This is a genomic window from Thalassospira sp. A40-3 (genome assembly GCF_015871485.1).
Lineage (GTDB): Bacteria > Pseudomonadota > Alphaproteobacteria > Rhodospirillales > Thalassospiraceae > Thalassospira > Thalassospira tepidiphila.
The window spans coordinates 2,628,323-2,651,014 of the sequence record NZ_CP065428.1 but is presented as its reverse complement, the minus strand read 5'-3'; the positions used below and the strand labels follow the sequence as shown (position 1 = coordinate 2,651,014).

At 55.2% G+C, this 22,692-nt stretch carries 22 protein-coding genes; 15 read left to right on the top strand and 7 right to left on the bottom strand.

The annotated features are described in order from the left end of the window. Nucleotides 1-65: 65 nt before the first annotated feature. Complete coding sequence (locus IT893_RS12155; RefSeq protein ID WP_252723937.1) at nt 66-1,295, bottom strand: MFS transporter; 1,230 nt, start codon at nt 1,293-1,295, stop codon at nt 66-68. A 206-nt stretch (nt 1,296-1,501) separates the two neighbouring features. On the opposite strand from IT893_RS12155, the gene IT893_RS12150 reads away from it, so the two are divergent. The 5 genes from IT893_RS12150 to IT893_RS12130 all read left to right on the top strand — a co-directional run bounded on the left by IT893_RS12150 (nt 1,502) and on the right by IT893_RS12130 (nt 5,873). After that, entirely contained in the window at nt 1,502-2,815 is a 1,314-nt protein-coding gene (locus tag IT893_RS12150; RefSeq protein WP_008892202.1) for a replication-associated recombination protein A, read from the top strand. Between the two features lie 118 nt (nt 2,816-2,933). Further along, on the top strand, nt 2,934-3,539 hold the full coding sequence (locus IT893_RS12145) for an FMN-dependent NADH-azoreductase (RefSeq protein WP_063087040.1): 606 nt from the start codon (nt 2,934-2,936) through the stop codon (nt 3,537-3,539). A gap of 179 nt (nt 3,540-3,718) precedes the next feature. Beyond that, nucleotides 3,719-4,249 carry a DUF1499 domain-containing protein gene (locus tag IT893_RS12140; protein ID WP_197145337.1) on the top strand — a complete coding sequence of 177 codons (531 nt, stop codon included), beginning with the start codon at nt 3,719-3,721 and terminating at the stop codon, nt 4,247-4,249. Between the two features lie 131 nt (nt 4,250-4,380). Next, complete coding sequence (crcB, locus tag IT893_RS12135; protein ID WP_063087043.1) at nt 4,381-4,773, top strand: fluoride efflux transporter CrcB; 393 nt, start codon at nt 4,381-4,383, stop codon at nt 4,771-4,773. Then, nucleotides 4,770-5,873: an RluA family pseudouridine synthase gene (locus tag IT893_RS12130; protein WP_197145336.1), complete on the top strand. Its 1,104-nt coding sequence runs from the start codon at nt 4,770-4,772 to the stop codon at nt 5,871-5,873. Before crcB ends, IT893_RS12130 begins: the two co-directional genes overlap by 4 nt. 94 nt (nt 5,874-5,967) lie before the next feature. On the opposite strand, the gene IT893_RS12125 is transcribed toward IT893_RS12130, so the two are convergent. Further along, complete coding sequence (locus IT893_RS12125) at nt 5,968-6,234, bottom strand: hypothetical protein (protein ID WP_063087045.1); 267 nt, start codon at nt 6,232-6,234, stop codon at nt 5,968-5,970. A 245-nt stretch (nt 6,235-6,479) separates the two neighbouring features. Between IT893_RS12125 and IT893_RS12120 the strand changes: the two genes are divergently transcribed. Together IT893_RS12120 and IT893_RS12115 are read left to right on the top strand one after the other, a co-directional pair. Beyond that, on the top strand, nt 6,480-7,178 hold the full coding sequence (locus IT893_RS12120) for an HAD-IA family hydrolase (protein WP_008892208.1): 699 nt from the start codon (nt 6,480-6,482) through the stop codon (nt 7,176-7,178). Beyond that, the gene (locus IT893_RS12115) at nt 7,165-7,638 is read left to right on the top strand and encodes an SRPBCC domain-containing protein (RefSeq protein WP_197145335.1); all 474 of its coding nucleotides are present in this window, start codon (nt 7,165-7,167) and stop codon (nt 7,636-7,638) included. The genes IT893_RS12120 and IT893_RS12115 overlap by 14 nt, the downstream gene beginning before the upstream one ends. A 25-nt stretch (nt 7,639-7,663) precedes the next feature. Here IT893_RS12115 and IT893_RS12110 read toward each other — a convergent pair whose 3' ends face one another. Continuing rightward, entirely contained in the window at nt 7,664-8,278 is a 615-nt protein-coding gene (locus tag IT893_RS12110) for an HAD family phosphatase (RefSeq protein ID WP_197145334.1), read from the bottom strand. Between the two features lie 268 nt (nt 8,279-8,546). On the opposite strand from IT893_RS12110, the gene IT893_RS12105 reads away from it, so the two are divergent. Further along, complete coding sequence (locus IT893_RS12105; RefSeq protein ID WP_063087048.1) at nt 8,547-9,371, top strand: dienelactone hydrolase family protein; 825 nt, start codon at nt 8,547-8,549, stop codon at nt 9,369-9,371. A 79-nt stretch (nt 9,372-9,450) separates the two neighbouring features. Here the strand turns inward: IT893_RS12105 and IT893_RS12100 are convergent, their stop codons facing one another. The 3 genes from IT893_RS12100 to IT893_RS12090 form a co-directional block, all read right to left on the bottom strand. After that, entirely contained in the window at nt 9,451-10,221 is a 771-nt protein-coding gene (locus IT893_RS12100) for an ABC transporter permease (protein ID WP_008892212.1), read from the bottom strand. Between the two features lie 18 nt (nt 10,222-10,239). Beyond that, complete coding sequence (locus IT893_RS12095) at nt 10,240-11,025, bottom strand: ABC transporter ATP-binding protein (protein ID WP_197145333.1); 786 nt, start codon at nt 11,023-11,025, stop codon at nt 10,240-10,242. A gap of 98 nt (nt 11,026-11,123) precedes the next feature. Beyond that, a complete protein-coding gene (locus IT893_RS12090; RefSeq protein ID WP_197145332.1) occupies nt 11,124-12,146 on the bottom strand; it encodes an ABC transporter substrate-binding protein in 1,023 nt (340 codons plus the stop codon). 283 nt (nt 12,147-12,429) lie between these two features. On the opposite strand from IT893_RS12090, the gene IT893_RS12085 reads away from it, so the two are divergent. Together IT893_RS12085 and IT893_RS12080 are read left to right on the top strand one after the other, a co-directional pair. Further along, the gene (locus tag IT893_RS12085) at nt 12,430-13,143 is read left to right on the top strand and encodes an ATP12 family chaperone protein (protein ID WP_252723936.1); all 714 of its coding nucleotides are present in this window, start codon (nt 12,430-12,432) and stop codon (nt 13,141-13,143) included. Nucleotides 13,144-13,450: 307 nt separating this feature from the next. Beyond that, on the top strand, nt 13,451-15,622 hold the full coding sequence (locus IT893_RS12080; protein WP_197145330.1) for a diguanylate cyclase domain-containing protein: 2,172 nt from the start codon (nt 13,451-13,453) through the stop codon (nt 15,620-15,622). 25 nt (nt 15,623-15,647) lie between these two features. Here IT893_RS12080 and IT893_RS12075 read toward each other — a convergent pair whose 3' ends face one another. Continuing rightward, a complete protein-coding gene (locus IT893_RS12075; RefSeq protein WP_197145329.1) occupies nt 15,648-16,613 on the bottom strand; it encodes an ABC transporter ATP-binding protein in 966 nt (321 codons plus the stop codon). Between the two features lie 350 nt (nt 16,614-16,963). Between IT893_RS12075 and IT893_RS12070 the strand changes: the two genes are divergently transcribed. The 5 genes from IT893_RS12070 to IT893_RS12050 all read left to right on the top strand — a co-directional run bounded on the left by IT893_RS12070 (nt 16,964) and on the right by IT893_RS12050 (nt 22,674). Further along, nucleotides 16,964-18,496, top strand: a complete 1,533-nt coding sequence (locus IT893_RS12070) for an acyl-CoA carboxylase subunit beta (protein ID WP_197145328.1) — start codon at nt 16,964-16,966, stop codon at nt 18,494-18,496. 21 nt (nt 18,497-18,517) lie between these two features. Next, complete coding sequence (accC, locus tag IT893_RS12065) at nt 18,518-20,518, top strand: acetyl-CoA carboxylase biotin carboxylase subunit (protein WP_197145327.1); 2,001 nt, start codon at nt 18,518-18,520, stop codon at nt 20,516-20,518. An 80-nt stretch (nt 20,519-20,598) separates the two neighbouring features. Further along, nucleotides 20,599-21,282 (top strand): hypothetical protein, encoded by a 684-nt coding sequence (locus IT893_RS12060; protein ID WP_197145326.1) that lies wholly within the window; start codon nt 20,599-20,601, stop codon nt 21,280-21,282. Nucleotides 21,283-21,563: 281 nt separating this feature from the next. After that, a complete protein-coding gene (locus tag IT893_RS12055) occupies nt 21,564-22,298 on the top strand; it encodes an HAD family hydrolase (RefSeq protein ID WP_197145325.1) in 735 nt (244 codons plus the stop codon). Then, nucleotides 22,291-22,674, top strand: coding sequence for a DUF1244 domain-containing protein (locus tag IT893_RS12050; RefSeq protein ID WP_008892221.1), 384 nt, complete (start codon nt 22,291-22,293; stop codon nt 22,672-22,674). The genes IT893_RS12055 and IT893_RS12050 overlap by 8 nt, the downstream gene beginning before the upstream one ends. Nucleotides 22,675-22,692 lie beyond the last annotated feature (18 nt).

Below are 22,692 nucleotides of genomic sequence, written 5' to 3'. Positions count from 1 at the left end.
TGTCAGGTCTGATACCTAAAAACAAAGGCGCGTACCGCTGTGGTGCGCGCCTTTTTGTATCTTGGTCAGTCGGCATTACCGGACACGGGCCGATGACGCAGCATCATCAGGGCGGCAAAGGTCACAAGGCCCAGCGCAATGGTCAGTAAAATCGCATATTGCCCGCAATCATCAATCAAAAGCCCGAAGACAAACGGGGCAGCGGCCTGTGCAAAGCGCGATGGTGCCATGATATAGCCTTGCCGGGCGCCATATCCAACCGGCCCAAAGATCGCCAATGGCAATGTCCCCTTGGCGATGGTCAGGATCCCGTTGCCGATCCCGTGCAGGCTGGTAAACAGCATCCCGACCGGCCCGCCAAAAATCAAAAGCAACACCGCCCCCACCGGATGGGTCAGAGCCGAAAGCCGTGATGAAATCAGCGGATGCATCTTTTTCAGCAACCCGAACTCGGCCAACCGGCCCGCCACCTGTGCTGGCCCCACCAGCGACGCCGCAATCAGCGCACCCGTCGCATCCATCCCCGAAATTTCTAACAGGCGCGGCAAATGGGCCGCCATGGCTGTTGCGGTAAACCAGCTGGCGGCAAACACGATCGCCAGCAGGACCATCGGCATGTTGAAGATATCCGAACGCGATAGCTTGACCGGGGCAGGGACAGCGGCAGGGGATGCTTTGGCCATATCCGCGGCAGGAGACGCGCGGTTGCCTGTCTTGGTGCGCGGGATCAGAAACAGATTAAGCGGCAAGCCCAGCACGATATGCATCGCCGCCCAGAAATAGCACGCCGTGCGCCAGTCAAACTCGGCCTCGATCCCGGCGGTAATCGGCCAGCAGATCGTGCTGGCAAATCCGGCAATCAGGGTAATGCCGGTAATTGGGCCGCGCGCATCATGGCCATAAATCCAGCTCAGCGTGGCAAAGGCCGACTCATAAAGCCCCATCGACATGCCAACACCAATGACGCACCAGGCAACACACATCATGGTCAGGCTATCGGCTGTACCTAGCAGGGCAAGACCCGCGGCAAAGATCAGGCTGGACACCGCCAGCACCGTGCGCCCGCCAAACTGGTCAATCCGCGCCCCGGCCTTGGGGCCGAAAAGGGCAGCAACCACCAGTGCAAGTGAAAAGGCGCCAAACGCCCAACCCGGTGGAATGCCAAGCTCAATCGCCATCGGCTCTGCCAGAATGGCCGGCAGATACAGCGTGGTACCAAATGCAAGGGTCTGTCCCGTGCCCAACCCGATCACAATCGGCAATTTGGCGGGCGTGCGTTGTGAAGTCGACGTCATGGCAGGCCCCGACAGTCAAGGTCGGGCAGGTAGGCAAAAACGAGCGTCACGAACGTGTTCTTTTTGTTGCTTGGATGGAAACAAGCCTGAAAGCTATGCCGCACATATGCCAGCGTCAATCGACGATGTTTCGTCTGTCATCAATGTCATCTGCGTGTTACTTTCCGGTCAAGACGCCCCAAAAACCAACATCGTATTGTTCCAGTATGGTTTCCCTGTTTGAAAGTCAGGTCACGCGCCCTTTGGCCGACAGATTGCGCCCCGCCAAACTCGATGAAGTGGTGGGCCAGGGGCATCTGTTTGGCGATGATGGCCCGATCACCCGCATGATCAAGACAGGCCGTGTGCCGTCTGTGATCCTGTGGGGGCCGCCGGGCTGCGGTAAAACGACATTGGCCCGTCTGATGGCCGATGTTGCCGATATGGCGTTTGAACCGCTCTCTGCGATCTTTTCTGGCGTGGCGGATCTCCGCAAGGTGTTCGAACGTGCCCGTGCGCGCCGGTCCACCGGTGGGGCGACCTTGCTGTTCATTGACGAGATCCACCGTTTCAACAAGGCCCAGCAGGACAGCTTCCTGCCCTATGTCGAAGACGGCACCATCACCCTGATCGGCGCGACCACCGAAAACCCGTCCTTTGAACTCAACGCAGCACTTCTTTCACGCTGTCAGGTGCTGGTGCTCAAGCGTCTTGATGATCAGGGCCTTGAAGAACTTCTGGTGCGCGCCGAAAAGGAAATGGGCTTTGAGCTGCCCGTCACGCCCGAAGCACGCGAAACCCTGCGTGCCATGGCCGATGGCGACGGGCGTTATTGCCTGAACCTGGCAGAGGAACTGTTTTCGCTGCCGCCCAGCGAAGATGATGGTCCGCTTGGCGTGGCGGAGCTTGCCCGCACCGTGCAAAAGCGCATGCCGATCTATGACAAGGGCGATGACAGCCATTACAACCTGATCAGTGCGTTGCATAAATCCATTCGCGGCTCCGACCCGGATGCCGCCCTTTATTGGTTTAACCGGATGCTGGCCGGGGGCGAGGATCCCAAATTCGTCGCCCGCCGACTGACCCGCATGGCGGTCGAGGATATCGGTCTTGCCGATCCGCAGGCCCAGCAATTCTGCATCGGGGCATGGGAATCATACGAACGCCTTGGCAGTCCTGAAGGCGAACTGGCCTTGGCACAGGCGGTGATTTATCTCGCCCTCGCGCCGAAATCCAACGCCGGGTATGCGGCTTATAAAAAGTCGCTCAAGATCGCGCGCGACACCGGGTCGCTGATGCCACCCGCCCATATCCTTAATGCGCCGACCAAGCTGATGAAGGATATCGGCTATGGCACCGGCTACGCCTATGACCATGATCAGGAAGATGGCTTTTCCGGCCAGAACTATTTCCCCGAAGGCATGCGTAGACAGAATTTCTATGAGCCGGTCGAACGCGGCTTTGAACGCGATCTTAAAAAACGCGTCGAATATTTCGACCGCCTGCGCGCAGAGCGTCAAAAGAAAGGCGACAATAAATAACCAACGGTTATTTAGGTTCCAAAATGGAAACAATCTGGTGAAGAGTCTCTGGCTAAACAGATCGGTTTGGCAGGCGTAAGTTCGGGGCAACAAACAAACCCGGACTCGGAGACTGAAAATGACTAAAGTTCTGCATGTTAGCGCATCTGTGAATGGTGAAAACTCGAACTCCCGCCAGATCGCCCTCAAACTGATCGACCGCATCAAGGCCGCTGATTCTTCGGCAACCGTTATCGAACGCGACACCAACGAGGCAGTCGTTTCAGCGATCACCGGTGAAACCGTTGGTGCCTATTACACCCCGGCTGAAAACCGTTCGGAAGCTCAGAAAAAAGTAATTGCCGCTTCTGACAAGATGGTGGCTGAGATTATGGATGCAGATGTTCTTGTGATCGGTGCGCCGATGTACAACTTCTCCATCCCGTCGACCCTTAAGGCTTGGGTTGATCTGATCGCACGCGTTGGTGTGACCTTCAACTACACCGAAAACGGCCCGGTTGGTCTGGTCGAAGGCAAGAAGGCCTACATCGTTGCCGCAACCGGTGGCGTTCCGGTCAATAGCCCGGCTGATTTCGCGACCCCGTACCTCAAACAGGTTCTGGCCTTTATCGGCATCACCGATGTTGAAGTTGTCGAAGCGTCTGGCTTTGGTGTTAACGCCGAAGAAGCCATGGCAAAGGCAATTGCCAATGTCGAAGCTGCCAAGCTGCCGGCCGCTGCCTAAGCATCCCGGTTCAAAAACTCCGACACATTCCCGCCGATCAGCGAATTTCCATATCCCCCCCCTTGGTTTGCTGATTGACGGGCGTGTTTCCCGAAATGCCCGACGGTTCCCTCCCGTTCGGGCATTTTGATTCTTAACCTTTTGTGTTTATGGTATCGGAGTTCGCAAAAGGGCAGGTGGTGTCATTGAAACGGCTGGCGATGGTTGCAATCTGGGGACTGCTGGTACTGGCAGGCATTTTCGTAACGGTCCGTTTTACCGGGCTGATGGATCATATGTTGCCTGCTGGCGATCCCCCCAATATGACCTTCGGGCGCGATGCCGACCTTCCGAATGTGCCGAATTTCTTCCTTGCCTGTCCGACTGATCGCCTGCCTGACAGTGACCGCGCCATGCAAAGTCCGTCTTTTGCGGCATCGGTCGCGACACTGACCGAAGTCTTGATCGAAACCGCCCCGGATCACGGCATGACGCTGATGACCGATGTTTCGGGTGGCAAGGCCGGTCGCCTTTATTTCCTGGCACGCTCGGCAGTATTTCGGTTTCCCGACTGGGTCGAGATCGAGCTGATCTTGCCGGAAACCGGCAATGATGTGGCTTTCTGTTTGTTCGCCCAATCGGTCTATGGCCGCGATGATTTCGGGCAAAATGAAAAACGCACACGGGCCTGGCTTGCCGATGTCGAAGCCCGCATGGGACAAAATCAGTAAACCGGGACTAAACCGCCAAGGCCAATGCGATTGATCATCCGTCGGCCATGGTGTTTGATACCCTTGGCTGGCATGGGCCCATGCCGTATTCACACGTGACATTTCAGGACTGAGGGAATAGGTTCCGCGCCATGCAATTTTCACCGTTGTTAATCGCATCCATTGCCTTGGGCGGTGCCATTGGTGCCGTTGCGCGTCACAGTGTTTCCGTCATGATGGGCTCTGTGATGGGTACTGGATTTCCCTGGGGAACCTTGACGGTCAATGTCGTCGGTTCGTTCCTGATGGGGGTGCTGATCGAGGTTTCCGCCCTGAAACTATCCATGGGGCTGGAAACGCGCGCACTCCTTGTGACCGGTTTTCTGGGGGCGTTTACAACTTTTTCGACGTTCTCGCTGGATGTCGCGACCTTGTATGAACGGGGCAATATGGGGCTTGCCGCCCTTTATGTTGGTGTTTCCGTGGTGGTCGGTATTTCGGCATTGTTTGGCGCAATCGCGCTGGTAAGGGGTATTCTGCAATGAGTGGTGTCACTCTGCGCAAGGTCAAGGCAGACGAGGCCGACATTCGGCTCGATCGCTGGTTCAAGCGCAACTGTCCCGAATTCACATTTGGTCAGGTCCAGAAATTCCTGCGTGGCGGTCAGATCCGTGTCGATGGCAAACGTGCCAAGGCCAATCAGCGCGTTGAGCCGGGCCAGGAAATCCGTGTGCCACCCGTACCCGTCATGTCCGGTGGTGGCACCGGCCCATGGGCCGAAGATGGTTCGGGCTATAACCCGTCTGAAGTCCAGCAACGCAAACAGACCGGCCCCGCCAAGTCCGATGCGACCGAGGCAGAGCTGCAGGCACTGCGCGATTCCGTCATTTTCTATGACGAGTTGGTGCTGGCGATCAACAAGCCCGCCGGCCTTGCCGTGCAGGGCGGGACCAACACCAATGTTCATGTCGATGGCATGCTTGATGCGCTGAAACTCGATAGCAAGGAACGCCCGAAGCTGGTCCACCGTCTTGATAAAGACACCAGTGGTGTTCTGTTGCTGGCCCGTTCGGCCAGTGCGGCCCATGCGCTGACCAAGGCATTCAAGGATAAATCGACCCGCAAGCTTTACTGGGCGATTGTCACCGGTGCGCCTGCGGAACGCGAAGGCATGATTGATGCCCCGCTTGCCAAAATCGCTGGCAAGGGCGGGGAGAAAATGGTCATCGACGAAAAGCTCGGAAAATCGGCACAGTCCGTCTTCCGTCAGCTTCATCGCGCCGGGCGCAAGGCCGCATGGCTTGCCCTGTCACCGCTGACCGGTCGTACTCACCAGTTGCGTGTCCATTGCGAGGCCATCGAATGCCCGATCCTGGGCGATGGCAAATATGGTGGGCCCAAGGCGTTTATTGATGGCCTGTCCAATCAGATGCATCTGCATGCGCGTGCGATTGATTTCCCGCATCCCGTGACCGGCCACCGTGTCGTGATCGAGGCGCCTGTGCCGGAGCATTTCGCCGAAACGCTCAAAAAGCTGAACTTCGATCCGAAAACGCCGACCAAATTCCTGACCCCGGAAATTCACCGCGAAAAGGAAGAAAAGCCCAAGCCAAAGGCAAAGCCGTCGCGTGCGCGCAAGAAATAGGGTGCTTTCCAATCAGCACCAGATACCGAAAAGCCGACGCACTGCGTCGGCTTTTTCGTCCTCCTGATCAAACGGCGTTGGGACACAGTCTGTACTAGGTGTTTTTGCTGTCGAAACGTCTCATGAAGGCGTCATAGACCCGGTTCAGGTGTTGGGCATGAACCGTGTTACCCATGCGTTCACACATTTCGGCCTGGCCCTTGATCATCACGGCAAGCTGTTTGCGGCCGTTTTTGGTATGCACCATACACTCACCCTCCTCAAGGGCGGTGACCAATGGAATATGCTCGCACTCGGCAATAGCCAGCACTTCCTCCTCGGTGAGGTCGCTGAAGTCGATGCAGTCGCGAAGTGTAAGCATGGTCTGCCTCCTGTCGCAGAGAGCCTGCCTCTGTCGGGCAGGGCCCTGTGGGCCAGAATTCAATTGTAGCGCGCATTGCACGGCTAAGACAGTAATACAAAATTCACTTGTGGTTTCTGTTGCTTCCCGCACAGCACAAAAAATGCACGGCAATACAACCGCGGGAGACTCGATCTTTGAAACGCTTTCGATTAGTCTCCGCGTTCCAAAATTCGGGATGCCAAATTTTTGATGAAAGACCCTTTATGACCACTGATCCGCTTAGACTTGTGATTTTTGATTGTGACGGCACCCTTGTCGACAGCCAGCACGCCATTGCGCATTGCATGGATCATGCCTTTGCGCAGCACGGTCTGGATTGCCCGGGGCTTGAAAACACGCGCACCATCATTGGTCTGAGCCTGCCCGAAGCCATCACAAAGCTGGCAAGCCCGGCACGGGTGGATGAGGACATCATCGCAGCCGTGACAGCGGCCTATAAAACCGCATTCTTCACCCTGCGCCAGACCCCCGACTTCCACGAGCCGCTGTTCCCCGGTGTGCACGAAGTTCTGATGGAAATCGATGGCCGCAAATGGCTAAGCGGTGTGGCAACCGGCAAGGCCCGCCGGGGCCTTGATGCGGTGCTGGCCCGCAACGAACTCGAAGGCCGCTTTGTCACCCTTCAGACCTGTGACAATCACCCGTCAAAGCCCAATCCCGCGATGTTGATGGCAGCCCTTGAAGAAACCGGGGTTGATGCCCCCAATGCGGTAATTGTTGGCGATACCAGCTATGACATCGAAATGGGCCGGGCGGCTGGCATGATCGCCATCGGTGTTGATTGGGGCTATCATGATGTCGATACGCTGCATAAATCAGGTGCGCACGCCGTCATCAGCCACTTTGATGAATTGACCGCTGCCCTTGATACGATTTGGGAAATTGACCGTGACGCCGCTTAAGAATCCCGACCTTGCCCCGATCCGCTTTGAGCTGACCCTGGCCGTCGATCCAGATGATGCGTTTAACGCTTTCACATCTGGCTTTGGCGACTGGTGGCCGACCGATACCCATTCGATCTCGAAAAAGGACTGCATCACAGTCGAATTCAATGACGGTGTCGGTGGCGAAATCATCGAACGCGCCAAGGGGCAGGATGATATTCCCTGGGGGCGGGTAAGAAGCTGGCAGCCGGGCGAACATGTGTCCTTTACCTGGCATCCGGGCTGGAATGCCGGCGACTTTACGCTGGTTGAGGTGTCCTTTGACCTCAATGAGTTTGGTCGCTGTGTCATCCGGTTGGAGCACAAGGCATGGGAAAATGTCGGCGAAATCGCGCCAGCCCTTCGCGAAGGCTACCTCAAGGGCTGGGAATTTGCCTTTGGCGAATGCTTTGGCAATTACCTGCGCCAGCGCCGCTAGGGCGGCTTTGATATCGGTCCGCTGATCAATACAACTGGTATTCGATCAATTCACGCTGCAATTTCACCGGATCGCGGAACCAGTGGGTGATAAAGCCCAGTTCGCGTGCCTGCTGAATATTGCGTTCGCTGTCATCGATAAACAGGGTTTCGCGCGGGTTAAGCTTGAAACGCGCAATCGCCAGATCAAAAATCCGCGGATCGGGCTTGGCGAGTTTTTCCTGACCAGACACCAGAATGTCTTCGAAGTGATCAAGGAACTCAAAGCGTTCCAACGCATGCGGCCATGTTTCTGCCGACCAGTTGGTCAGGGCAAACAGGCGGACCTTTTCGCGTTTTTTAAGGTCTTCAAGAATCCCGACCGTGCGATCAATCGCCCCTTTTAGCATCTCCGGCCAGCGTTCCTGCCATGCGGCGATCTCTTCATGGTGCTGCGGATAGCGGTGCTGAAGGTCCGGGATGGAATTGGCAAAGCTCAGCATCCCCTGATCATGCAGATGGTTCCAGTGCGGATGGCAAACCTCGGCCAGAAAACGCTCCATCTCCGCATCGTCCTTGAACATCTTGCGATACAGATAACGCGGATCCCAGTCGACAAGAACGCCGCCAAGGTCGAACAAAACCGTTTCAATATCGCGCATGTCTTCTCCATCTGGCGGGTTGTGGCTGTTGGGTGCCCCTTTTAATCAGGGGACGTCCATTGGTGCAAGCAGCAGTTAAGGGCCAAGCGCTGTGTTATCATGATCCTTGTTGCGATTGGCACCGTAAACAAACCTGAATGAAATGCGGTCGCGCCTGAATATAGATGACAGGCCAGATGACAGTAATGTCATTTGCCAACCGGGCGTGCCGTCGCAAATGATGGTGATACGGGAAAACCCGAAAACAGGAATCAGAAGAGGCTAGAACATGTGTACGCTAGACGGATGTGGCTCCCACGAACATCTCGGTCCGCCGCCCAAGGCAACCGATGAAGAACGCCGACTGTTTCTGAAGGGCGCAGTTGCCCTGCCTTTGGCTGTTATTCTTGCCGACCCGATGCTGGCCCATGCGGCCGGACACGGACTTGATAAAGTGACCATCACCACGCCAGAAGGCGATGAAATGGTCGCCGAAGTCGCCATGCCGGCCACCCTGCCGGCACCCACGGTCATTCTGATCCATGAATGGTGGGGTCTTAATGATCATATCCGTGCGGTGGCGGCCGAATATGCCAAGCAGGGCTATATCGCGCTTGCGGTTGATCTGTATGGTGAACCGCCTGCCACCACGCCGGATGGGGCGCGTTCCCTGATGTCGTCGATGGACCCGGCAGTTGCGACCCGCAAATTGCAGGCCTCGGTCGAATTCCTGCGTAATCACAAGGACTCAACTGGCAAGGTTGGTTCGGTCGGTTGGTGCTTTGGTGGTGGCTGGTCGCTCAATACAGCACTTGCCACCAATATTGACGCAGCCGTGATCTATTACGGCAATGTAAAAAAGACCCCGGAACAGGTCGCAACGCTCAATGCGCCGATTATGGGCCATTTCGGCACCCTTGATAAAAACATCAACCGGGAAATGGTCGAAGGCTTCGAAGAATCGCTGCGCATCGCCGGCAAAACCGATTACCAGTTCTTCTGGTATGACGCCGATCACGCCTTTGCCAACCCGACCGGCGGGCGCTATGACGGCGAAGATGCCATGCTGGCCTGGGAACGCACCATGGCCTTCTTTGACGAACATCTCAGCTAACCATCGCAAATGGTACGATGAAAAAAGGCCGGGGTTTTCCCGGCCTTTTTATTTGTCTGATGATTGGTCTAAATGGGGTTTAGTTGGTTGGATTTCCGCGGTTCGCCCATTTGGTTGACCGGCGTTCGATGACGTTGAAGATCTCATACATCGCAATGCCCATCACCGCGATCACCAGCAATCCGGCAAACACCAGCGGCATGTTGAATTTCGACGAAGCCGACAGCATCAAATAACCAACACCCACGTTCGACGCGACAGTTTCCGAAATCACCGACCCGACAAAGGCCAGCGTGATCGCAACCTTAAGGGATGCAAAGAAGTACGGCATCGCCCGCGGGAAACCAACCTTGATCAGTATGTCACGCCGTGTCGCACCAAGCGACCGCAACACATCGCGCAATTCCGGTTCCAGGGTCGCAAGGCCGGTGGCAACATTGACCACAATCGGGAAGAACGAAATCAAAAACGCCGTGATGATTGCCGGCACCGTGCCGATGCCAAACCACATCACCAGAACCGGGACAAGGGCGACCTTGGGGACAGAGTTAAACCCGACCAGAAGCGGGTTGGCCGCGTCATAGATCGCCCGGCTTGATCCGACCAGCGCACCCAGCACAACCCCGAACACCACGGCAATGGCAAAGCCCGCCAGTGTCGTATAAAGCGTGTGATAGGCATGCATCCAGATCGCTTCATGGAACTGCCAGCCGACAATAATGCTTTCAGACGGGGTCGGCAGGACATAAGGCGGAATGTTGAAAATCCGTACAATCAATTCCCACAGCACAAAAAGCCCGATGGCGCTTAGCCACGGCGTTGCTTTGCGAAGGTTCAATTTCTTTTTCATGACTTTTCCCGCCCTTCCTTATGCTTCTCGCACGTCACGAATGTGACTGCGCAATTCGTGGACAAGATCGGTGAAAGGCTGGGTAAAGGTGGTTTCCTGATCGCGGGGGCGGGGCAGGGTGTTTTTGCGCTCCACAAGGATTTTACCCGGGCGTTTGGACATCACATAGATGGTATCGGCAAGATAGGCCGCCTCACGCAAATCATGGGTGACCAGAATAACCGTGAACGGCTTGATCATCCAAAGGTTCTGCAAGATGTCCCAAAGCTCTTCACGGGTGAAGGCATCAAGCGCACCAAACGGTTCATCCAGCATCAAAAGGTCCGGCTCATGGATCAATGACCGGCACAGCGATGCACGCTGCTGCATGCCCCCCGACAATTCCCACGGATATTTGTCTTCGTGGCCTTCAAGTCCGACGGTCGCCAGAAGCTTGCGTGCGCGTTCTTCATATTCCGCGCGATGTTTGCGCAGGCGATTGCGGTGCGGCTTGACGATTTCCATCGGCAACAGAACGTTATCAAGGGTCGTGCGCCACGGCAAAAGGGTCGGGTTCTGAAACGCCATGCCAACAATCTTGAGCGGCCCTGAAACTTCCTTGCCATCGACAATGACATTGCCCTCCGAGGGCGGCATCAGGCCGGAAACCAGTTTCAGCAAGGATGACTTGCCACACCCCGATGGGCCGACAACGGCGATAAATTCACCCTTGTCGATCTTCATGTTGGTGGTTTCAAGCGCCAGTTCATCGCCTTCGCTATAGCGAAGTTTGACGTCGTTGAGTTCGACGAAGCTTTTGGACACTGCAGTTATTCCCCCTGCTTGGCCTGTTCGTATTCTTGTTTCTCTGTCATGGAAAACGGGGCAGTCAGAAAATCCGACTGCCCCGCTTCATAAGGTGATTATTTCAGCATGCGGTCTTCAGCAGACGGCATGAATTCGTCGGTATAGATGTCATCAACAGACGGCTTGTTTTCAAACCCGAATGCCAGGGCAACCTGATCGATGGCCTTGGCCATACGGTCGGCTTTGACAAGGCCCATGCCTTCTTCAAGGGTTGCTGGGGTGACGACGTTTTCATCAATCGCCATCTGCAGGCGCTGCAGCTCAAGATCCGGGTTGATCAGCGGATCAACTTCCTTAAGGGCATCAATTGCAGATTGCGGATCGGCAATTGCCGCCGCCCAGCCTTTCACCACACCACGCAGGAAGCCTTTAACTTCTTCCGGGTGGTTTTCCATCATGTCCGGCGATGCCAGGATGCCGTTGCCATAGAAGTCCATGCCAAAGTCTTTATACATGAAGACGGTCAGGTCATCCTTGGCAACACCCTGCGCCTGCAGGTTCAGGATCGAGGTGAAATAGTGACCGGAAATCGCATCCACATCGCCACGCACCAGCATCGGCTCACGCAGCGGCGGATCCATGCTTTCCCAGGTCACAGCGTCAAGGTCGAGACCGGTGGCCGATGCAAATGCCGGATAAAGCTTGCGCGATGCGTCAAAGACCGGTGCGCCAAGGGTTTTGCCAACCAGATCTTCCGGCTTGGTAATGCCGGAACTTTTCAGCATGAACAGCGCAAATGGCGGGCGATCATACACCATGAAGATCGACTTCATGGCGCGATCCGGGTTGGATGCGTTGAATTCCACCAGCGAGTTGATGTCAGCAAGCGAAAGGTCATAAGCGCCGCTGGCAACACGGGTGATCGCACCGACCGAACCGTTGCCCGAGTCAATCGTGACATCAAGGCCTTCTTCTTCGAAATAGCCGTTCTTCTTGGCCAGAAGATACGGTGCCGCCGGACCTTCATATTTCCAGTCGAGCGAGAATTTTATCGCCATATCTGCAAGGGCCGCATGCGCGCCAAACGCAACAGCCGCCCCGATAGCAGCCCCCAAAAGTCTGTTCGTAAACGTGGTCATGTCTAAAGAAGCCTCCTGAATGCGGATCGATGAAACAATCCAGCCACCTGATAAATCCAATGCGCACTTAGCAATGGTCATGCCATGTCGCCTGTGCGCCCGCTTTGTCGCGGTTTTGTAACCTTCGCCCAGCAGAGTAAGGGTGTTTATTATTTGGTCAATGGGGCAATTTGATCAAAAATTATACAGAAATTCTTGATAATCGCTCAATTGGCGCTCTTTATCTGGCAAATTATGTGGCAAATCACTTGCGCAATCCGCTGCTTTTGGGCATATGGCGGTCATGCTTACACAATCGATCAAACGTTTCTATAAAAAGGCCGATGCCAGCGCCGATGAAACCGGGGCCGGCTGGCGCGTGCTTCTTGATGGTCGTGCGGTGAAAACCCCGGCCAAGGCGGACTTTGTGCTGCCATCCGAAGTACTTGCGCGTGAAATCGCGGCGGAATGGGACGCACAGGGCGAAAAAGTCCAGCCTTCCACCATGCCGATCATGCAGCTTGCCGCGACCGCGATTGACCGGGTGCGGCCCAACCGCGATGCGGTGATTGCTGAGCTGACCGGCTATGGCCGATCGGATTTGCTGTGCTATCGCGCATCCTTCCCCGAAGACCTGATCGAACGTCAGGCCAAGACATGGCAGCCGCTTCTCGATTGGTCAAAAGACCATCTGGGGGTGGTGCTAACGGTCACCGAAGGTGTGATGCCGATCACCCAGGAAGACCATGCATTGCTGCGCTTGCAGGATCATGTCGAAGGTTTTGACGACTATTACCTGACAGCCCTGCACAGTCTGACGACGATTTCAGGTTCCGTGATCATTGGTCTTGCCGTGATGAACCGCAAGCTTGACACCACAACCGCGTTTGAAGCCTCGATCCTTGACGAAGGCTACGCGATGGAAAAGTGGGGCGACGATGCCGAGGCCATCGCCCGTCTCGACCGTCACCGGGCAGAGTTTTTGGCCGCCGGACGTTATCTGGAGTTGCTGGGCTAACCCGCAACTGGCCGCGCAAACGCCATGACCCATACAAAGGAGCAGGTAACTGCTCCTTTTTTTATGCCTGTTTCCTGTGCATGCCGGAGCCCTGTTTATCGGTGTTCTACTTTTGAAGGGATTGTCGATACGGGGCTTCAGTTCAATAAGTTAGCTCGATCGGGGAAACGATTTCACGTCTTCGCTGCAGAATCTGCTTTGCATCAATTTTCAATAGGTATAAATAAATACCTATACATTGGTATCGTTTATTTTGGTTTCCTGAAGGAGACGCCAGTACGGCGACGGGATGAATTTGTCGGTAAACTTGACCAAACAGACAGGAACTGACGCTTGCGCTGCCGGTGCGGCGCCGGTTCTCTATGAGTTTTTCCGCAAGACCCCGTCACGGAACTATTTCGGCGCAGGCGTTTTTGAACTGCTTGGCTACGACCCGGCCGATAGCGACTTTGATCGCACACAGGGTTGGGCATCCTTGCTTCATCCCGATGATGTCGCGCTGTTCGCGCAGCACCGAAATCAACAGGCCACAAATGATGCCAACCAGCGGCTAACCTTCCGTTTGCGCCATAAAGATGGCAATTGGATCACGGTCGAAGATTGCGCGACGATCCACGAATTGGCCAGTGGCGATGTTGTGACGTCGGGATGCTTGACGCGCCTTGGTCCGACGCAAACGCTCTGTTCATCGGATGGCACCAGTCACACGCTGCAAAAAGGCGGCAATCTGCACAAGCGCCTTCTTAACTCCCTTGCCGAGGGGGTGGTTGTGCATGACGCCGCCGGTACAGTGGTGGAGTTCAATAATACTGCGCTTGAGATTCTTGGTCTCACGGGCGACGAACTTTGCCGAAAGACCGTGCCCGAAACGCCGTGCACCTTTGTGCGCGAAGATGGTGTGCCGCTGACCCGTGATGAGCTTCCCGGCAAAAGGGTCCTTGCAACCGGTGACCGCGAATATGGCGTTGTGTTGGGGGTCAATCGCCCCAATGGCGAATTTGCCTGGATCCGGGTTAACGCAGAACCCCTGCATAATGAACAGACCGGCACCTTTGACGGCGTGATCGTTTCATTCGCCGATATTAACGATGTCAAACAGGCCGAAGTCGCCTTCCGCGAACGTGAACTGCTGTATCGCCAGATGTTTAGCAACACAACTGCGATCAACATTCTGGTCGATCCGGCAGATGGCCAGATTGTTGATGCCAGCCGCGCAGCAGAAGAACTTTATGGTTTTGCCGATGGCGGTCTTGTTGGTCGGACGATCCCGGACCTTGATGTTGATGGCGCACCGTCCATGCACAGGCATGTCAGTGCGGTTCTCGAACATGGCGCGTTGTCATTTGTCGTTCAACATCGCCTGGGGAATGGCGAAATCCGCAAGATGCAGGTGCATGCCGGCCTGATAGAGCTGCATGAACGCAAATACATTCACACCACCAATGTCGATATTACCGAGCGCGAACATTACGAACGCATGCTCAAGGATGCCAACCGCAAACTGGCCGAGGAACGCCAGCGTCTTGATGAAATCATCTGGGGCACCAGTGCGGGCACATGGGAATGGAACGTTCAGACCGGCGAAACCCGGTTTAACGAACGCTGGGCCGAAATCATTGGTTACACGCTCGACGAACTTGGTCCCGTAAGCATCGACACATGGTTGGCATATTGCCATCCCGAAGACCTCGAAAAGTCCGACGCTGCGTTGCAAAGCACCTTCCGGGGGGAAACCGATCACTATCAGTGCGAATGCCGGATGCGTCACAAGGATGGCAGCTGGGTATGGGTTCTTGATCGCGGCAAGGTCGTGGAATGGGATGCGGATGGCAATCCGCTGCGCATGTCGGGCACCCATGCCGATATCACGCCGACCAAGGCGGTCGAAGCCGAAATTCGCAGGCTTGCCCAGACCGATCAACTGACCGGTCTATCCAATCGCTATCAGTTCAATTCAATGCTGTCGCAGATCATTCAGATCAACCGGCGCTTTGAAAAAAGTATCGTTTTGCTGCTGCTCGATCTTGATCGCTTCAAGAAAGTCAATGACACGTTTGGCCATCCGGTCGGGGACAAGCTTCTGGTCGAAGTCGCCGAAATCATCAAACGCAATTGCCGCGAAGCCGATGTCGTCGCCCGTCTTGGCGGCGATGAGTTCGCCGTGGTCCTGCCATTGATGGATGATGTCCGCGATGCCGCCATTCCGGCCCAACGGATTATCGAGGAAGTGTCACGTCCCCTGATCATTGATGGCAACGAAGTCCATGTTGGCATCAGTATCGGCATCTCGACCTGTGCCGATCATAACGGAACGCCGGACTCAATCTATCGCGATGCCGACAAGGCGCTTTATCGCGCCAAGAATTGCGGGCGTAACCGTTTTTGCTTCTATGTCGAAGGCGGCTGCAACGAATGCGGTGCCCTTGATCGGGAACTGTGCGGCCGATACGCCCTGAACCCGCAAAGTCAGGACTGCTAGGTAAGATTGGCGGTCGTTCTCAGGCCTACTGCATCCACTTCGCGATCATCTTGTGTTGCACGGCTGCTTGTGCCGCCACCCGGTAATAGGACAGCAATTCACGCATCGGCGATGACATCCGGTCAAAGCCTGAAATGAAGGCGACGATGATACCGACCGATGTCTGGCCTTGGATCACAAGGTAACCACCGACAAACAGCACGCAAATAGGTGCCAGCGCATTCAAAAGATTGATCAGCGACTTCATGCCGAACTTCAAAACGAAAAGCTGCATGCGGTTGTCAAACAATGCAGTGATGCCTTTATTGATCGGGCGAAGCTGTTCGTCGTCATCCTTGTCGGTCGACATTTCCGAAAGTTCGTCACTGACATCGCGCATCTTCTCAACGCGGGCTTCAATAAGCGCATTGATGCGTTTCTGAATGACCGGGACAAGGGCGACCTGCGGGATCAGGGCGATCACGCCAATAAGTCCAATCATCGGCTCGACACTGATCATATAGCCAAGGCCAAAGATCAGCATCCCGCTATTGACCACCGGCTGTGACAGGCCATCACCGACAAACCCGCCAAGCTTTTCGATCTCGGACCCGATGATCGAAACCGCACGCCCGTTGCTTTCATCCTGGCTGCCGGCCTCGTTATGGGCATGCAGGCGCGTTAAGTGCTTGCGGTTATACTGGATCGCACTTTCACTCAGCCACCCTTCGTAAATCCGAAGCACGAACTTGATCCCGCCATGGACAATAATCAGGCCGAGATAAAGGGCGGCCAGAGTGATCAAAAGATCAAAGTTCTGTGGTGTGATGGCGTTATCGACAATCCGGCGTTGCAGCTCGATCGGTGCAATGCCAAGGGCGGCGACCAGCACCGCAAGGCTGCACACCACAACCTGATGCCAACCACTCATGCGCCAGACATACCCCCATAGGGACGAAGCAGGTCGGTCGTCGCCGGTTTTTTCCGGATTGCGCGGGCTGAATTTAAACATGGGCTCAATCGATTGTGGTGACGAAGGCGATAAAGGTATGCTTGGTGTACGTGTTCTGGGTGCCCCGGATCAGGGGCGGATACAGTGTGCACCATAATGCCAACGTCTTGCGCATCAAAATGATCCAGCGGCGGGGACGGGCGGCCATGCTGCTCTAGACTTTAGTTCAGCCCGCACGGATATATCGAAATGACGTTAGGGAAATCAGGCGTTTAGGGATTATTCTGGAGCTCTGTCAGAACAGTAAAAATAATTGGCATTCCAGTACCGAATAATGCTATTTCATTCTCCAGACGCGCATACCGGGCCGAAAAGTGCCAGAAGGCCGATCACAGCAAGGAAAACGCAACATGCAGGATATTGTCGCCAAACTCGAAGCGAAGCGCGCCGAAGCTGCCATGGGCGGCGGCCAGCGCCGCATTGATAATCAGCATGCCAAGGGCAAGCTCACCGCGCGTGAACGCCTTGATGTACTGCTTGACGAAGGCTCCTTCGAAGAATGGGACATGTTTGTCGAACATGATTGCGTCGATTTCGGCATGACCGAAAACCGCATTCCCGGCGACGGTGTTGTCACCGGGCATGGCACGATCAACGGCCGTCTGGTCTTTGTATTCTCTCAAGATTTCACCGTTTTCGGCGGCGCACTTTCGGGTGCGCATGCGCGCAAGATCGCCAAGATCATGGATCAGGCGATGAAGGTCGGCGCACCGGTGATCGGGCTTAATGATTCGGGCGGCGCGCGTATTCAGGAAGGTGTTGAAAGCCTGGCGGGTTACGCCGATGTCTTCCAGCGCAATGTCGAGGCATCCGGTGTCATCCCGCAAATTTCCCTGATCATGGGGCCGTGTGCCGGTGGGGCGGTTTACAGCCCGGCCATGACCGACTTCATCTTCATGGTCAAGGACAGCTCCTATATGTTCGTGACCGGTCCGGATGTGGTCAAAACCGTCACCCACGAAGAAGTCACCCACGAACAGCTGGGCGGGGCATCGACCCACACCAGTGTGTCGGGTGTTGCTGATCTGGCCTTTGACAATGATGTCGACCTGCTGCTTCAGACCCGGCGTTTCATGGACTTCCTGCCACTGTGCAACAAGGAAGACCCGCCCGCACGCCTCTGCGAAGATCCGATCAATCGCGATGACTTCTCGCTCGATACCCTGGTGCCAGAAAACCCCAACATGCCCTATGACATGAAGGAACTGATCACCAAGATCGTCGATGAGGGCGACTTCTTTGAAATTCAGGCCGACTACGCCAAAAACATCATTATCGGCATGGCGCGCATGGATGGCCGCACGGTCGGTGTCGTCGCCAACCAGCCGATGGTTCTGGCCGGTTGCCTTGATATCGACAGTTCCAAAAAGGCCGCACGCTTCGTGCGCTTCTGCGATGCCTATAACATTCCGATTGTCACCTTCGTTGATGTGCCGGGCTTCATGCCGGGCACCGCACAGGAATATGGCGGCATCATCAAACATGGTGCGAAACTGCTTTATGCCTATGCCGAGGCGACCGTGCCCAAGGTCACCGTCATTACCCGTAAGGCTTACGGCGGCGCTTATGACGTGATGTCATCAAAACATCTGCGCGGTGACGTCAACTATGCCTGGCCGACCGCCGAAATTGCGGTGATGGGGCCAAAAGGGGCGGTGGAAATCATCTTCCGTGCGGATATGGACAATCCGGCAAAGATCGAAGCCCGCACCGAGGAATACCGCGAAAAATTCGCCAACCCGTTTGTCGCGGGCCGCAAGGGGTTCATTGATGATGTCATCATGCCGCATGGCACACGCCGTCGCGTTTGCAAGGCGCTTGGCATGCTGCGCAACAAGGACACCAAGAACCCTGAAAAGAAACACGGCAACATTCCGCTGTAAGACAAATTGGGAGACAGAAAAATGTTCAGCAAGATCCTGATTGCCAACCGCGGTGAAATCGCCTGCCGTGTGATCAAATCAGCCCGCAAAATGGGCATCAAAACCGTTGCGGTCTATTCCGATGCCGACAAGGCCGCCCTTCATGTCCAGATGGCCGACGAGGCCGTTCGTATTGGTCCGGCACCGTCCAATCAGTCCTATCTGATCATCGAAAACATCATCGAGGCCTGCAAATCCACAGGCGCCGAGGCCGTCCATCCCGGTTATGGCTTCCTCTCGGAAAACCAGGCTTTCGCCAAGGCGCTTGATGCCGCCGGTATTGCCTTTATCGGCCCGCCGAATGGTGCGATTGCCGCCATGGGCGACAAGATCACGTCTAAGAAAATCGCGGCTGACGCCGGTGTTTCGACCGTGCCGGGCTATATGGGGGTGATCAAGGATACCGCCGAGGCGATCAAGATCGCGAATGATATCGGCTACCCGGTAATGCTCAAGGCATCCGCTGGCGGTGGCGGCAAGGGCATGCGTATTGCGCGCAACGATGCCGAATGCCGCGAAGGCTTCGAACGTGCAACGTCAGAGGCCGCAAGCTCCTTTGGCGATGACCGCGTCTTTGTCGAAAAATTCGTCGAAGAACCGCGCCATATTGAAATTCAGGTGCTGGCCGACAAGCACGGCAATGCGATCTATCTTGGTGAACGCGAATGCTCCATCCAGCGCCGCCACCAGAAGGTCGTCGAAGAAGCCCCGTCACCCTTTATAGATCCCGCGACCCGAAAAGCCATGGGCGAACAGGCTGTGGCACTGGCACGTGCGGTGGATTACTGCTCGGCAGGGACGGTCGAATTCATCGTCGATAAGGACAAGAACTTCTACTTCCTTGAAATGAACACCCGGCTTCAGGTCGAACATCCGGTGACCGAACTTGTCACCGGTCAGGACCTTGTCGAATGGATGATCAAGATCGCCGATGGCGAAAAGCTGACGCTTAAGCAGGATGACGTCAAACTGACCGGCTGGGCCATGGAAACCCGCGTCTATGCCGAGGATCCCTTCCGCGAATTCCTGCCGTCCACGGGGCGCTTGGTGCGTTATCAGCCGCCTGCGGAATCCGACACCGTACGTGTAGATACCGGCGTCTATGAAGGCGGCGAGATTTCGATGTTCTATGACCCGATGGTCGCGAAACTGATCACCTATGGTGAAAACCGCGATCAGGCGATTGGCGAAATGCGTCGCGCGCTTGATGCCTATTACATTCGTGGCATTTCGCACAATATCCCGTTCCTGGCCGCTGTGATGGCCAACAAACGCTTCCAGGATGGCAACATCACCACCAACTTCATCGCCGAAGAATACCCGGATGGTTTCTCGGCCGATGATCTGCCCAACGATGATCCGGCTACCCTGATCGTGGTCGCGGCCTACATCAATCAACGCCACGCCGAACGCAATGCCGGCATCACCGGTCAGGTCAGTGACCATCCGCTTGAAATCGCCGAAAGCTGGGTCGCGGTTTGCGGGGATGACCATACCCCGTTCGATATCGAGTTCGATGGTGTTAACGGCGATTACATTGTCGCCATCGGTGATCGCAGCTATGGCGTGGTCTCGGACTGGAAGATCGGCGATCCGCTGTTCGTTGGCGAAATCGATGGTGCCCCGGTCTGTGTGCAGATCGATATCGAAGGGGTGGGGTACAAACTCGCCGCTAACGGCATTCAGCGCCACTTCAAGGTGATGCTGCCACGCGTGGCAGAGCTGCAAAAACTGATGCCGTTCAAGGCCCCGCCGGATATGTCAAACTTCCTGCTCTCGCCAATGCCGGGCTTGCTGGTCAAGGTCTCGGTCGAGGAAGGCCAGACCGTCCAGCCAGGCGAGGAGCTCTGCATTCTTGAAGCCATGAAGATGGAAAACGTCCTGAAGTGCGAAAGCAAGGGTGTCGTCAAAAAGATCCACGCCGAGCAGGGCGCTAACCTCTCGGTCGATGCCATCATCATCGAGTTCGAAAAAGACGAATAAGCATCCCCTCATAAATACGGGACATTAGTGTCGCGACATGTTTTAAATGTGTCGCGGCATTTCTATTTAGGGGGGAATTTGTGCGGCAGGTATCGCGTTTTTCAAGCGAATTGAGTTTTTTGAAACCCGCTTTTGAGCAGTTTTCAAAAAACCTAGAACAGTATGGGAAAGCCTTCAAGTGGAAGGAGCTCCCTCATTATTTCAATGAACGTGCCACCATTTCTTTCCTTCAAGCAGCCTGCTGGCAGTCAGGTTTGATTTCGATGGAAGAGTATGTGACGAAGAAGTACGTGGGGGAAGAAGAGAACGACGGCCGTTGTGATCTGTACATCTGTCAAAAACGGGGACAACGAACTGTGGAGATAGAAGCAAAGCAGCGGCTGCTTGTGCCAGGTACTAGAGATGGCACGATCAAAGGTTGGTTCTTGGAGGGTGATCTTGATGCATGCAAGAATCAAGGTGCTGACTTGCAAGCGAGTTTGACGTTTGTAATGCCTAGAGTACCTGTCTCAGCAGAAGTTACTGAAGAAGAATACCTTGAGGTTGTGCAGAACGCACTCAACATTGCAATGGAGAGCGGTATCCATGCAGTGCATTTTTGGTGTCATCCGAAAGCTTGGAAACACGAAGAAGAGCCTCGAGGTGGTGGTGAAATGGCTCGCTGGCCTGGACTGTTGAGTTTGTTAAGGGTTGTGAACCTAAGTGAGGATGGAGAGGCGAAGGTTGGTCCAAACACGCTAAATTCTCCAATCCGCTTGGCGTAGGCGAGATTGTTGAAGCCTAGATCAGAAGTTGAATGCTCCAAATATGGCGCTGTCCGGTTATCCCGGCAGCGCCTTTTCTATAACCTGTTCAAACACTTGTGTTTTCAAGGCCTTTCCGATCCGTTTCACGCATATTAAATACAGATAACGGGGCTTTACGGGGCGTTTGCACTGCCATATGGTCGTGAATTGAGGCCGTAATACCCTGTGAACATCGAGGTTGACTGCCAACGCATTGAACGTGCCTGCGGCCATCCAATAACAAGAAACGAGGCTTAAGAATGTACAAGCTGATTGCTTTTGATGGCGACGATACCCTGTGGCACAACGAGCCACTTTTCCGCCAAGCCCATGTGCAGCTTCGCGAAATGCTGGGACATTATGTTGATCCCGAACAGGTTGATGATCGTCTCTATCAGGCCGAGTTGGCCAACCTTTCCATCTATGGCTATGGCGTGACGGGCTTTACCCTGTCGATGATTGAAACCGCGATCGAATTGTCTGATCGCAAAATCAGCGCCGAGGATATCCACAAACTGGCCGAAACCGGCAAATCCATGCTGCGCGCGCCCACCCGGATCATTGACGGGGCCGAGGAAGTGCTCAAGCAATATGCCAAGCACCCGAATTACAAGGTGGTCCTGATTACCAAGGGCGATCTGATCGCCCAGCAGCTCAAGATTGATCGCTCCGGGTTCGAGGACCTGTTTGACGGGATCGAGATCGTCTCGGAGAAAGACCCGCTGACCTATCGCAACATCTTTGGCCGCTATGGCGTCGATCCCGAAGAGGCGATCATGATCGGCAATTCAATGAAATCCGATATTCTGCCGGTCCTTGCGTGTGGCGCGACCGCGATCCACATTCCATATGAAATCACCTGGGTCCATGAAATGGTCGATCAGACCGAGATTGACAATGACAAGGTCATCACGGCTGAAAGCATTGCCCATGTGCCCGGAATTATCGAAAAACTCGAAAACGAAAAGACCAGCGGGAGTATGGAACATGTCTGATTGCGCCGGTTCTGAAATGTCCACCGAGGCCGTCTTGGCCAACGGCCCGGCGGCCGATCTTGATCCGCAAACCAAGCTCGAACTCGAAGCCGCTGCCTTTCGTGGCCTTGTGATGCACCTTCAAGATCGCAAGGATGTTCAGAATATCGATCTGATGAACCTTGCCGGGTTCTGCCGCAATTGCCTCGCCAAATGGTATCTGGCTGCTGCCCGCGAACGCGGTGTCGCGATGGATTATGATGGGGCGCGCGAAGTCGTCTATGGCATGACCTATGACGCCTGGAAGGATAACCATCAGGCGCCAGCGTCGGATGAACAGAAACAGAAGTTTCAGGACACCGCCCATCTGCATGCCAAGATCCCCGGCGCGAAATAAGCCGCGGATAAAACCATC